The organism is Rhizobium sp. A22-96 (assembly GCF_053521805.1).
In genome coordinates this window covers 354,459-366,910 of record NZ_JBNWDQ010000008.1, presented here as the reverse complement: position 1 = coordinate 366,910, position 12,452 = coordinate 354,459, and the positions used below count along the sequence as shown (strand labels likewise).

At 61.1% G+C, this 12,452-nt stretch carries 9 protein-coding genes and 1 pseudogene; 9 read left to right on the top strand and 1 reads right to left on the bottom strand.

Going from position 1 to position 12,452, the window contains the following annotated elements; translation table 11 throughout:
• From ACQZ6F_RS31210 to ACQZ6F_RS31180, 7 genes are all read left to right on the top strand, one after another.
• Window positions 1-591, top strand: a 591-nt coding sequence (locus ACQZ6F_RS31210; protein WP_449096310.1) for a carbohydrate ABC transporter permease, incomplete at its 5' end; no start/stop codon positions are given.
• Complete coding sequence (locus ACQZ6F_RS31205) at window positions 588-1,553, top strand: carbohydrate ABC transporter permease (RefSeq protein WP_449096311.1); 966 nt, start codon at window positions 588-590, stop codon at window positions 1,551-1,553. The genes ACQZ6F_RS31210 and ACQZ6F_RS31205, both read left to right, overlap by 4 nt.
• A 5-nt stretch (window positions 1,554-1,558) precedes the next feature.
• The gene (locus ACQZ6F_RS31200) at window positions 1,559-2,674 is read left to right on the top strand and encodes an ABC transporter ATP-binding protein (protein ID WP_136686912.1); all 1,116 of its coding nucleotides are present in this window, start codon (window positions 1,559-1,561) and stop codon (window positions 2,672-2,674) included.
• 14 nt (window positions 2,675-2,688) lie between these two features.
• Window positions 2,689-4,236, top strand: coding sequence for a GMC oxidoreductase (locus tag ACQZ6F_RS31195; RefSeq protein WP_449095056.1), 1,548 nt, complete (start codon window positions 2,689-2,691; stop codon window positions 4,234-4,236).
• Window positions 4,237-4,248: 12 nt separating this feature from the next.
• Window positions 4,249-5,904 carry a GMC family oxidoreductase gene (locus ACQZ6F_RS31190; RefSeq protein ID WP_449095055.1) on the top strand — a complete coding sequence of 552 codons (1,656 nt, stop codon included), beginning with the start codon at window positions 4,249-4,251 and terminating at the stop codon, window positions 5,902-5,904.
• Window positions 5,905-5,988: 84 nt separating this feature from the next.
• On the top strand, window positions 5,989-7,158 hold the full coding sequence (locus ACQZ6F_RS31185; protein WP_449095054.1) for a Gfo/Idh/MocA family protein: 1,170 nt from the start codon (window positions 5,989-5,991) through the stop codon (window positions 7,156-7,158).
• Between the two features lie 28 nt (window positions 7,159-7,186).
• Window positions 7,187-9,271, top strand: a complete 2,085-nt coding sequence (locus ACQZ6F_RS31180) for an FAD-binding protein (RefSeq protein ID WP_449095053.1) — start codon at window positions 7,187-7,189, stop codon at window positions 9,269-9,271.
• Window positions 9,272-9,342: 71 nt separating this feature from the next.
• Here the strand turns inward: ACQZ6F_RS31180 and ACQZ6F_RS31175 are convergent, their stop codons facing one another.
• Window positions 9,343-9,981, bottom strand: a complete 639-nt coding sequence (locus ACQZ6F_RS31175) for a TetR/AcrR family transcriptional regulator (RefSeq protein ID WP_449095052.1) — start codon at window positions 9,979-9,981, stop codon at window positions 9,343-9,345.
• A gap of 156 nt (window positions 9,982-10,137) precedes the next feature.
• Here ACQZ6F_RS31175 and ACQZ6F_RS31170 point away from each other — a divergent pair.
• Window positions 10,138-11,042, top strand: a pseudogene (locus ACQZ6F_RS31170) (NADP-dependent oxidoreductase).
• Between the two features lie 6 nt (window positions 11,043-11,048).
• Complete coding sequence (locus tag ACQZ6F_RS31165; RefSeq protein WP_449095051.1) at window positions 11,049-12,245, top strand: TCR/Tet family MFS transporter; 1,197 nt, start codon at window positions 11,049-11,051, stop codon at window positions 12,243-12,245.
• The last annotated feature ends 207 nt before the right edge of the window (window positions 12,246-12,452 follow it).

Here is a 12,452-nt window from a genome sequence, read left to right as displayed (position 1 = left end):
AAGATCCGCGGCGAGGGCGTGCTCAGGCCGATCTTCCTCTATCCGATGGCGCTCTCCTTCATCGTCACGGGCGTTGCCTGGAAGTGGTTCCTCGATCCAGGTCTCGGCCTTGAGCAGACATTGCATCAGTTCGGCTGGACCAGCTTTCACTTCGACTGGATCAAGAACAAGGACTTCGTCATCTACACCGTCGTCATCGCCGGTGTCTGGCAGGCCTCCGGCTTCGTCATGGCCATGTTCCTCGCCGGCCTGCGCGGCATCGACAGCGAGATCATGAAGGCGGCGCAGATCGATGGCGCCTCGCCACTGCAGCTCTATCGCCGCATCATCATTCCGCTGCTGCGCCCGGTGTTCCTCTCGGCCTTCATCGTGCTTGCCCATATGGCGATCAAGTCCTACGACCTCGTGGTGGCGCTGACCTCGGGCGGCCCTGGCGGCTCGGCCTGGCTGCCGTCCAACTTCATGTATGAATACACCTTCAAGCGCAACGAGATGGCCGTCGGTTCGGCCAGCGCCGTGATCATGCTGATGACCATCTCGGCCATCATCGTCCCCTATCTCTATTCCGAACTGAAGGAGAAGGCGCGATGAGCTCCGTTGCCACCTCCACCGCCGGCCTGGCGCCGCACGACAACCCCGCCCATCGCGCCAATCGCGGCCGCTGGGTCAGCCGGGTCATCATCTACGGCCTGCTGTTCCTGTTTGCGCTGTTCTATCTCGCGCCGCTCTTCGTCATGCTCGTCACCTCGTTCAAGACCATGGACGAGATCCAGAACGGCAACATGCTGGCGCTGCCCAGGTCTCCCACTTTCGATCCCTGGCTGAAGGCCTGGGGCGAGACCTGCGTCGGGCTCACCTGCGCCGGCATCAAGGGCTATTTCTGGAACTCCATCAAGATGGTGGTTCCGGCCGTGGCGATCTCGACCATCCTTGGCGCGCTCAACGGTTATGTGCTGACCAAGTGGCGCTTTCCCGGCCATACGCTGGTGTTCGCCCTGATGCTGTTTGCCTGCTTCATTCCGTTCCAGTCGGTGCTGCTGCCGATGGCGACGATCCTCGGCGCGCTCGGCCGCTTCGGCGTCACCCTGCAGGATGCCACGGGTTTTAGCTTCGGCTTCGGCAATTCCACCGTCAACCTGGTCTTCGTCCACGTCGTCTACGGCCTCGGCTTCACCACGCTGTTCTTCCGCAACTACTACGAGGCCTTTCCGACCGAGCTGGTCAGGGCCGCCCAGGTCGACGGCGCCGGCTTCTTCCAGATCTTCCGCCGCATCATGCTGCCAAGCTCGCTGCCGATCATCGTCGTCACCGTCATCTACCAGTTCACCAATATCTGGAACGACTTCCTGTTTGCGTCCGCCTATGCCGGCACCGGCGATGCCATGCCGATGACCGTCGCACTCAACAACGTCGTCAACACCTCGACCGGCGTGGTCGAATACAACGTCAACATGGCCGCCGCCATGATCGCCGCCGTCCCCACGCTCATCGTCTACATTCTCGCTGGCCGCTACTTCGTGCGCGGTCTGATGGCGGGCGCAGTCAAAGGATAACAGCCATGGCCTTTCTAGAAATTTCCGGACTGAAGAAGCGCTATGGCGCCGTCGACATCCTCAAGGGCATCGATCTCGAGCTCGAGAAGGGCGGCTTCCTCGTCCTCGTCGGACCGTCCGGCTGCGGCAAGTCCACCCTGCTCAACACCATTGCCGGTCTTGAAGCCATCAGCGACGGCGACATCCGCGTCGACGGACGCTCCATTGCCGGCCTGCATCCCTCCAAGCGCGATATCGCCATGGTGTTCCAGAGCTATGCGCTCTATCCGAACATGACGGTTGCCGGCAACATCGCCTTTGGCATGGAGATGCGTGGCGTGCCCGCCGACGAGCGCAAGAAGGCGATCGACGAGGTCGCCAAGGTGCTGCAGATCAGCCATCTGCTCGACCGCAAGCCGAGCCAGCTGTCGGGCGGCCAGCGCCAGCGCGTCGCCATGGGCCGTGCGCTCGTGCGCGACCCCAAACTCTTCCTGTTCGACGAGCCGCTCTCCAACCTCGATGCCAAGCTGCGCGTCGACATGCGCACCGAGATCAAGCGTCTGCACGAGCGCATGAAGACCACCATCGTCTATGTCACCCATGACCAGATCGAGGCCATGACGCTGGCAACCAAGATCGCCGTTCTCAAGGATGGCGTGCTGCAGCAGTTCGGCTCGCCGGCCGAGATCTACAACAATCCCGCCAACATGTTCGTTGCCGACTTCATGGGTTCGCCCGCCATGAACCTGCTCTCCGGCACCATCGAGAAGGGCAGCAACGGCCTGTCCGTCTCATTGGCGCGCGGCGATGGCGAGCTGATCCGGCTGCCGATCGCCGCCGGTCGCGAGCAGCTCGAGGCCCATGACGGCCGCGCCGTCGTCTTCGGCATTCGCCCCGAAGCACTCACCGACCCAGACGGCGCCGACCGCAATGCCCAGACCGTCTCCGAAAACGATTGCCTGATCGAAGTCGTCGAGCCCGCCGGTTCCGACACCTTCGCCGTCATCAAGCTCGGCGGCAAGGAAGTCGTCGCCCGCCTGCGCGCCGACGTCCGCATCCAGGCCGGCCAAAACGCTCGCCTCGCGTTCAACCTCGATAAAACCGTCTTCTTCGATCCAAATACCCAAGCAAGAATAGCTTGAGGGGGGTGGCTCACATGAACGACACGCCCGACATCGTCATCATCGGCTCAGGAGTAGGCGGCTCGACCGTCGCTTCCGGCCTGGCTGCAACAGGTGCCCGCATCCTCATTTTGGAAGCCGGCGATCACATCAGAGACAATCCGGTCAACCGGGACCAGCGAGCGATCTTTCAGCGCGGCCATTTCCGGCCGAAGGAGACCTGGTATGAGGCTGACGGTAAGGGGTTCAATCCGGGTAACTACTATAATGTCGGGGGAAATTCGAAATTCTACGGCGCGGTGCTGTCACGCTATCGACGCGAAGACTTCGATGTCATCCATCATCGCGAAGGCATCTCGCCGGCTTGGCCCTTTCCGTACGATACCCTGGAGCCCTGGTATAGCCGCGCGGAACGCCTGTACAATGTGCGGGGAGAGCTCGGAGATGATCCGACGGAACCCTATCACTCGGCCGCCTACGACTATCCGCCGGTTCCCGACGAACCACCGATCGCGGATGTGAGGGCGCGCATCAAGAAGAAAGGGCTTCATCCTTTCTCATTGCCATTGGGTGTCGATATCGACCGGTGGCTGGCAAAGGCGCAGACGCCCTGGGATGCGCATCCAAATTCCGCCGATGGGAAGATGGATGCCGAGACAGTGGCGCTCGCCGCCGCACTTCGGCACGAAAACGTGCGGCTCGAAACGAATGCGCGCGTGGTCAGGCTCGATACCGGCGCGGGCGGGCTGATCGAAAAGGTCGTCTACGTCAAGAATGGCCAAACCCTTTCGGTGTCGCCGAAGATCGTCATTCTCTCCGCCGGCGCCGTCCAGTCCTCAGCCCTTCTGCTGCGCTCCGCCAATGACCGGTACCAGACCGGACTTGCGAACTCTTCCGATCAGGTCGGGCGCAATTTCATGAACCACAATTCTTCGGCCGTGATCGGTATCTCGCCGGGTTTCAGGAACACCTCCGTCTACCAGAAGACATTCGCCTTCAACGATTTCTATCTGTCCGACGGCGAAGGTGGACCGCCTCTTGGCAATGTCCAGCTTCTCGGCCGGGTCTCAGGCAAGATCCTCAAGGGATCTCTTCCCCATGTTCCCGAATGGCTTCTCGGCCTCGTCGCCGGCCACGCCATCGACTTCTACGCGATGAGCGAGGACATGCCCAATCCCGAAAGCCGCATCATGGTCGATGGAGACAGGATCGTCCTGCAATGGAAGCGAACCAATTGGGACGCGCATCTGGCGCTCGTCGCCAAGCTGAAGGGCATCCTGAAGTCGATCGGCTTTCCGATCGTCCTCGCCAAACCCTTCGACAAGCGGACACCCTCGCACCAGTGCGGCACCGTCCGTATCGGTAACGATCCCGCAACGGCGCCGCTCGATACCTTCTGCCGCGCCTACGACCACGAAAACCTGTTTGTCGTGGATGCAAGCTTCCTGCCGACCTCAGCCGCCGTCAATCCGGCGCTGACGGTCGCAAGCCAGGCATTGCGGGTCGCCGATCACATCGCGTCGAAGGATTTGAAGCAGACAGACATCGGCGCAGAAGCTGGCCTGTCAACGCCGCGCATATAACAGGATCACAACATGGCTTTCGACTATATCATAACAGGTGCCGGACCCGCGGGATGCGTGCTTGCAAACCGGTTGAGCGAAGACCCGGATGTCAAGGTGCTCCTGCTCGAAGCTGGCGGCGGCGACTGGAATCCCCTGTTCCACATGCCGGCCGGCTTCGCCAAGATGACGAAGGGGGTTGCAAGCTGGGGCTGGGAGACCGTCCCACAGAAGCACATGAAGGGGCGGGTGCTCCGCTACACCCAGGCCAAGGTGATCGGCGGCGGTTCGTCGATCAACGCGCAGCTCTATACTCGCGGCAATGCCGCGGACTATGATCTCTGGGCCAGCGAAGACGGATGCGATGGCTGGGATTATCGCTCCATCCTTCCTTATTTCAAACGTGCCGAAGACAATCAGCGTTTCGCCGATGATTATCATTCCTATGGTGGCCCTTTGGGTGTCTCGATGCCCGCAGCACCGCTCCCGATCTGCGACGCCTATATCCGCGCCGGACAGGAACTTGGCATTCCCTACAATCACGACTTCAACGGCCGTCAGCAGGCAGGCGTCGGCTTCTATCAGCTCACGCAACGCAATCGCCGGCGGTCGTCGGCGTCGCTCGGGTATCTCTCGCCGATCAAGGATCGCAAGAACCTGACGGTTCGCACCGGCGCCCGCGTTTCGCGCATTGTCCTTGAAGGCAAACGCGCCGTTGGGGTCGAGATCGCCGGCAAGAATGGCGTGGAGATCGTTCGGGCCGAACGCGAAGTGCTGGTCTCCTCGGGCGCGATCGGCTCGCCGAAGCTTCTCCTCCAGTCGGGCATCGGACCTGGCGATCATCTGCGATCGGCCGGGGTCAAGGTGCTGCATGATCTGCCCGGCGTAGGTGGCAACCTGCAGGATCATCTCGATCTCTTCGTCATCGCCGAATGCACTGGCGACCATACCTATGACGGCATGGCGAAACTCCACAGGACGCTCTGGGCCGGCATTCAATATGTCCTGTTTCGCACCGGACCGGTCGCCTCGTCGCTCTTCGAGACGGGTGGATTCTGGTATGCTGATCCGGATGCGCGTTCTCCCGACATCCAGTTCCATCTCGGGCTCGGATCGGGCATCGAGGCAGGCGTCGAGCGTCTGAAGAACGCCGGCGTGACCCTCAATTCTGCCTATCTGCACCCGCGATCGCGTGGAACCGTGCGCCTGCCATCGGCCGATCCTGCTGCAGCTCCTCTGATCGATCCCAACTACTGGTCGGATCCGCACGATAGGGCAATGTCTCTGGAGGGATTGAAGATCGCGCGCGAAATCATGCAGCAGGCCGCTCTCAAGCCATATGTCATGGCCGAGCGCCTTCCCGGCCCGAAGGTGATGACCGACGAGCAGCTCTTCGATTACGGCTGCGCCAATGCCAAGACCGACCATCATCCCGTCGGGACATGCAAGATGGGCACGGGCTTAGATGCGGTTGTCGGCCTAGACCTGAAAGTCCACGGCCTTGACGGGCTGCGGGTCTGCGATTCCTCCGTCATGCCGCGCGTTCCCTCATGCAATACCAATGCGCCGACCATCATGGTGGGTGAGAAGGGATCGGATCTGATCCGCGGTCTGCCACCGCTTCCCGCAACGATCTTTTCCTATGAGCGCAACGACACGCGTCCCCGGGCACGGGCCGGCGTGCGCTAGGTCCGCATAAACCGGGATGGCGAACAGCCGACAATCATTTGCCGACCGGTCCTGCGAGGGCCGTCAGCCTATGGAGTGATAAGAATGACTGAAATTAAGGTAGCCGTGCTCGGCGCGTCGGGCTGGATGGGCAAGGTCCACACCATGGCCTACCAGACCTTCCCGCATTTCTTCGGCATATCAGGCGGCACAGCGCGTGTCGTTGCGCTTGTCGAAGCCAACCCGAAAGTCGCGGAAGATCTGGCGCGAAGGGCACCCGGCGCAAAGATCCTGCAGGATTGGAAAGAGGCGGTGAACGATCCCGAAGTGGACCTGATCGATATCTGCCTGCCCGACAGCCTGCATTACGAAGTCGCCAAGACAGCCTTGATGGCGGGAAAGCACGTCTATTGCGAGAAGCCGCTTGCGAATACGGCCAAGGAAGCGCGCGAGCTTGCTGATATCGCCAAGGCCAAGGGCGTGATCACCCGCGTTGGCCATGCCTTTCCGCGAAATCCGGTCCATGATCTTGCCAAGGAGATCATCGAGGCGGGTGAGATCGGCGAGATCAAGATGTTCCGTGGCTGCCAGCATGTCGACATGTATGGAGATCCGAGCGCGCCCTTCATGTGGCGCGCCGACGGCAAGCTCGCCCCGACAGGCATTGTCGGTGACACCGGCTCCCACATCTTCAGCTTCATGGAGTTTCTGGTCGGCCGCGTCAGCTCGCTGATCGCCGACAATCTGATTGTCACGCCGAAGCGCCCGGTTGTCGAGGGTCTTGCCTATGGTGAGCAGGTCAAGCTGAAGGGCGACGAGGCCTGGGCCGAGATTACCAATCCCGACGCCACCAATCTGCTTTGCCGTTTTGAGAACGGCGCAAGCGGCATCGTCGATTTCAGCCGTGTGGCGACCGGCCGCAAATTCATGCAGACCTATGAGGTCTACGGCACCAGGGGCAGCCTCGCCTATACCTATGACGAGGTGAACCGCCTGCGCTTCTATTCGAATGACGATCGCGCCGGGCGAGCCGGTTTCCGCGAGATCGATGTCGGCCCGGAGAACCCGACCTTCAGGGCCTTCCTGCCACTGCCGAACTTCGCGCTCGGCTACAATGAGAGCAAGATCATCGAGGTTGCCGAAGTCATACGCTCGATCACGACCAACACGCCGATGTGGCCGACATTCGAGACCGGGCATCACATCTGCCAGATCGTCGACGCGTGCATGGAATCCTCGCGCCTCAAGCGCTGGGTTGACATCCCCTTCGCGTGACCGGACGCCTATCGCAAGGACAGACGCCATGACCATTGATGTCCCTCAACATATTCTCGACGCGCTGACGGATGTCGATATGCCGAAGCTTTCGGCAGAGGCGGCTTCATCCGAAACGGTGACCCTCGCCGGCATCGATGTGCCAGTCTATAGGGCCGGCTGTGTCGTGGTGGGATCGGGGGCTGCGGGTTTGCGTGCGGCCGTCGAAATGAAGCGGCGCGGTGACGATGTCGTCGTCATGAGCCAGAGCGCCTGGGGCGGCACCTCGGCCTGTTCCGGCTCCGACAAGCAGACGCTTCACACGGCAAACACCGCCGATCAGGGCGATAATTTCAAGGCGATGGCACGCGCCATCCGCGCCGGTGGCGCGATGGACGAGGACACCGCCTATGTCGAGGCTGTCGGTTCCGCCCGCATGATGGCGTCGCTGCAATTCCTGGGATTGCCGCTGCCGCAGGATCCCTTGGGAGGCACGCTCCGATATCAGACGGATCACGACGAGGTCGGTCGCGCCACCAGTTGCGGCCCGCGCACATCGCGATTGATGGTCAAAGTGCTGGCAGAAGAGGCAATCCGCCTCAACGTTCCGATCTGTAACCACACGACAGCCGTGAAGATCCTGACTGAAGGCGACGGCGACGGCCCCAGGGTCATGGGCGTGCTGGCGATCCGCGCCGCCGACCGGACGGACGCCAACCCCTTTGGCATCGCCCTGTTTTCCTGCGGGGTGCTGGTGCTTGCGGCGGGAGGGCCGGGTGAACTTTATCGGGATAGCGTCTATCCAAATGGCTGTTTCGGATCGCTCGGTCTGGCGCTGGAGGCAGGCCTCGAACTTGTCAACCTGACGGAGAGCCAGTTCGGCATCGGCACGCGCCGGGAAGGGTTTCCCTGGAACCTCTCGGGAACCTATGTCCAGGCGATCCCGCATATTTATTCCGTCGACGCCGATGGAAACGAGCATCATTTCCTGGCGCAATATTATCGCAGCACCCAGGAGATGGCCTCGAACGTCTTCCGCAAGGGGTATCAGTGGCCGTTTCACTCCACCCGGATGCTGGATTTCGGCTCAAGCCTCGTGGATCTGGCCATCTACCGCGAAAATGCGGCGGGCTGCCGGGTCTTCATGGATTTCAACAGGAACCCGCTGCCGGTACCCGGCGACCAGCCCTTTTCGCTCGAACGGCTTGACGACGACGTGAAACAATATCTGGGCAATGCCGGCGCGAACCAGGATCTTCCAATCCAGCGCCTGCGGCACATGAACCCGCTCGCGATCGAGCTTTATCGCCGCTACAAGGTCGACATCGCAGTCGAGCCGCTCGAATTTGCCGTCAACAACCAGCATATGAACGGCGGCATTCTGGTCGACACCTGGGGTCGCAGCAGTCTTGCAGGTTGCTACGCCATCGGCGAGGCGGCCGGCACACATGGCGTGACGCGGCCGGGTGGCGCCGCGCTGAACGCGGGTCAGGTCTTTGGCACAAGGGCGGCCGAGCACATTGGGGCGAGCGGCAAGGCAAAGATTGCTCCCAAGACCGATATCACGGCGACCGCCCGAGCGGGGGTCTCCAATCTGCTCGAAATACTGAAACCGGGCAGCCTGCTGACGGTGAAGTCAATCCGGGCCGAAGTACAGGCTCGCATGAGCGAGAAGGCTGGCATCATCTGTGACGGCAGCAGCGTCGCTGAAGCCTTGGTGGAAGCAAGTCAACTCAGCACTCAAATCCGCGAAAGCGGAATAGCGTATGAACGGGCAGCGGAAGCAGGGCGAGCCCTGCAATGGCGGCAGATGGCGCTTGCATCGGAGGCGGTATTATTCGCGCTGGACTACTTCATTCAAAACGGCGGCGGCAGCCGCGGCGCCCGCGCCATATGTGATCGGGCAGGGGACGCGCTGCCGTTTGATCGTTCCGGCCCTCTCGAGGAATACCGCTTCCAAAGCGAACAGGATGCCCATCGGGACGAACAGATCATCGTTTGGCTTGAAGGTGACGCCATGAAGATCCGTACACGCCCGATCCGGCGGTTCGACGAAAGCGCAAAGTCATTTTTCGAGCGCGATTGGCCGGCTTGGCTGACAGGCCGCATCTACGACCTAGACGCCGATCAGTAACACCGGAGCTGCCCAGCAAGGCTATACGACGGTCGCGATAACTCGGGACAAAACCGTGCCCGGCTGAGTGCCTATGCGTAAGGCGTGCCCGCCAATGCAGCCTTCAGGCCGATGGTTCCCTTGTCAACGACAGCGAGAAAGGCGGCTTTTGCTTCCTTTGTGTCCTGGCGGTGCCGAAAGGTCATGTGACCCTGAATGAGGGCGACGGCCCAGGTCGCCAGCAGCAGGCTGGCCGCCAGTTTGGCATCGGGATCGGTTGGTTCCCGCCCAACGCTTTCCGATAGCGCCACCGCCACGACCTGCGCGATCTCGTCGCGTATCGCTCTTACCCGGGCCTTCAGCGTTTCGCTGCCTTCGATCGTCTTTACGAAGCCCTGGCTGCGAGCCGAAAAATCGACAGCAGGGCTCTCTTCCGCAACCAGCCGATGCGCAAATAAGCGATAGGCCTCGATCGGAGCGACTCCGGCCTCACGCTGCCGCAAGGCCTCGCGCAGCATCTCGCGCGCCTCCTCGTCGCGATCGAACAGCATGTCCTCTTTGCGGGGGAAATAGTTGAACACCGTCATCCGCCCGACGTCGGCGGCGGCGGCGATCTCGTCCACCGTCACATGGTCGAAGCCGCGCTCAAAGAAGAGGCGCGTGGCGACATTCGAGATGTTCTGTCGTGTGGCGAGGCGTTTGCGGGTTCGCAGGTCGGTTGGAATGGTCATGTCCGAGTTGATAGCAGAAATTTTATACTGAGTACACATTTTCTGTTGACGCCCGCCCTCTGTGAGCGTAGCAGTAATGTGTACTCAGTCCATTATTGGACTTAATACTATAAACTCACATACCCCCGCAGACGACCAAACCGAAAGGGAAGCATCATGAAGGCTGTTCAATTCAACGAATATGGAGGACCCGAGGTCCTGCATGTCGTCGAGATCGATGAACCGCATGCTGGCCCCGGTCAGGTGCGGATCGCCGTCCGCGCCGCCGGGGTGAACCCCTCCGACTGGAAGCGCCGGAACGGACAGTATCGTGACTTCGAGGAGGTGACGTTTCCATCGGGTCTCGGCGTCGAAGCGTCAGGCGTTGTCGACGAGGTCGGCGCGGGCGTTTCCAACGTTGCTATCGGAGACGCCGTCTTCGGTTTCGGCGAAGGCACGATCGCTCAACATGCGGTTCTCACGCATTGGGCGCACAAGCCGGATGATTTGCCCTTCGATGTCGCCGCCGGCCTGCCTGTCATCGTCGACACGGCAACGCGTGCGCTTGACGAAGTCGGCATCAAATCCGGCGAGACGCTGTTGGTGAGCGGTGCTGCAGGCGGGATCGGCACGGCTGTCGTCCAGCTTGCACGCCTGCGTGGGGTGATCGTCATCGGCACCGCGAGCGCGCCGAAGCATGACTATCTGCGAGAGCTTGGCGCCATCCCAACGCCGTACGGCCCCGGGCTGGGAGGACGTCTAAGGGAGCTCTACCAGATGGCATTGACGCTGCCCTCGATCTCGCCGGCTCGGGAATCATACCCGAGTTGATCGATATCGTCGGCGACCCCGCTTATGTTCTTTCCGTCGCCGATTTCTCAGCTGAGGAATACGGCGCAAAATTTTCACACGGCCCTCCCGAGAACCCCGAGCAGATTTTCATCGATGTGGCTCGGCTCTATTCCGAAGGCCTTTTCCGCTTGCACGTCGAACAGACCTTTCCGCTTGAGCAGACCGCGCAAGCGATGGAGGTCAGCGCCAAAGGGCGCGTGACCGGCGAGCTCATCATTTCCATGGATTGAAACCCAATGAACAAGCCTCTTATCGTTATCTTTGCCGCGATCTGTTTAGACGCCGTCGGCATTAGCCTCATCTTTCCCATTCTTCCCCGCCTTCTCGAGGATGTGACGCACACGCAGAACATCGCGCCCTATATCGGCATCATGACGGCGCTGTATGCTGCCATGCAGTTCGTCTTCGCGCCGGTGCTCGGTGCGCTCAGCGACAATCTCGGCAGGCGTCCCGTGCTTCTCATTTCGCTGGCGGGTGCGGCGATCAATTACGTCATCATGGCATTTGCCCCGCAGCTCTGGATGCTGCTGCTCGGCCGCGCCATTGCCGGCCTGACCAGTGCCAATATCTCCGTGGCAACGGCCTACATCACCGACATCTCGCCCGAGGATAAGCGAGCACGCCGCTTTGGCCTGTTCAACGCCATGTTCGGTATCGGCTTCATCGTCGGCCCGGTAATCGGCGGGTTGCTCGGCGACCATTGGCTGCGGCTCCCTTTCATCGCCGCTGCCGTTCTGAACGGCTGCAATCTGCTGCTGGCCTTCTTCGTCCTGCCTGAATCTCGCATTCCGTCCCGCCAGAAGATCGATCTGGCCGTTCTCAACCCGCTTTGGCCGCTGCGCTGGGCCTTTTCGATGAAGGGACTTCTGCCGATCGTCTTCGTCTATTTCATCCTGAGTGCCACCGGCGAGGCCTATGGTACGTGCTGGGCATTGTGGGGCTTCGATACCTTCCAGTGGAACGGCCTCTGGATCGGCCTTTCGCTGGGCGCATTCGGTGTCTGCCAGACACTGGTGCAAATCTTCCTGCCCGGCCCAGCGACAAAGCTCCTCGGCGAACGATGGGCTGTGATCGCCGGGATCGCCAGCGCCTGCATCGCCCTTGTCACCATGGCTTTCGCCAACCAGGGCTGGATCGTCTTCGCGATCATGCCGATCTTCGCCCTTGCAGGCATTGGCACGCCGGCGTTTCAGGCGCTCGCCACCCGGCAGGTCGATTCGGCCAGCCAAGGCCAGTTCCAGGGCGTACTGACATCGGCGGTAAGCCTGGCCTCCATCATCAGTCCTCTGGCATTCTCGACTTTCTACTTTGCCGTCCAGAAAGAGTGGCCCGGCGCCATCTGGCTATCGGTCGTCGTCGTCTTTGCAATTGCGGTGCCGCTGGTCTTACTCGGCACCAGAACCACCCATCCCATGCAGGTGGCCAACGCCTAACCGAGGCTTAGCCGGCTTTGCGCAGGCCCATCTTGCCATCCATCCCCAAAAATCCGCAGCGACGAGAAATATATTTCACATGATGAATTATATTGACAACACGCAGGCCATGCGGTTTCTTGTCGACATCGGAACTCGAGGAGGAGTTTCGATCTTCATTGGGATCATCGGCCCCCACAAGGGAGGCCAGGGGACATTTGGGAAGGG

Bases quoted from the DNA above. Each gene is read 5' to 3' on its own strand.
- ACQZ6F_RS31180 (WP_449095053.1), top strand. From the start codon at position 7,187: ATGACCATTGATGTCCCTCAACATATTCTCGACGCGCTGACGGATGTC.
- ACQZ6F_RS31175 (WP_449095052.1), bottom strand. From the start codon at position 9,981: ATGACCATTCCAACCGACCTGCGAACCCGCAAACGCCTCGCCACACGA.
- ACQZ6F_RS31195 (WP_449095056.1), top strand. From the start codon at position 2,689: ATGAACGACACGCCCGACATCGTCATCATCGGCTCAGGAGTAGGCGGC.
- ACQZ6F_RS31200 (WP_136686912.1), top strand. From the start codon at position 1,559: ATGGCCTTTCTAGAAATTTCCGGACTGAAGAAGCGCTATGGCGCCGTC.
- ACQZ6F_RS31185 (WP_449095054.1), top strand. From the start codon at position 5,989: ATGACTGAAATTAAGGTAGCCGTGCTCGGCGCGTCGGGCTGGATGGGC.
- ACQZ6F_RS31165 (WP_449095051.1), top strand. From the start codon at position 11,049: ATGAACAAGCCTCTTATCGTTATCTTTGCCGCGATCTGTTTAGACGCC.
- ACQZ6F_RS31190 (WP_449095055.1), top strand. From the start codon at position 4,249: ATGGCTTTCGACTATATCATAACAGGTGCCGGACCCGCGGGATGCGTG.
- ACQZ6F_RS31205 (WP_449096311.1), top strand. From the start codon at position 588: ATGAGCTCCGTTGCCACCTCCACCGCCGGCCTGGCGCCGCACGACAAC.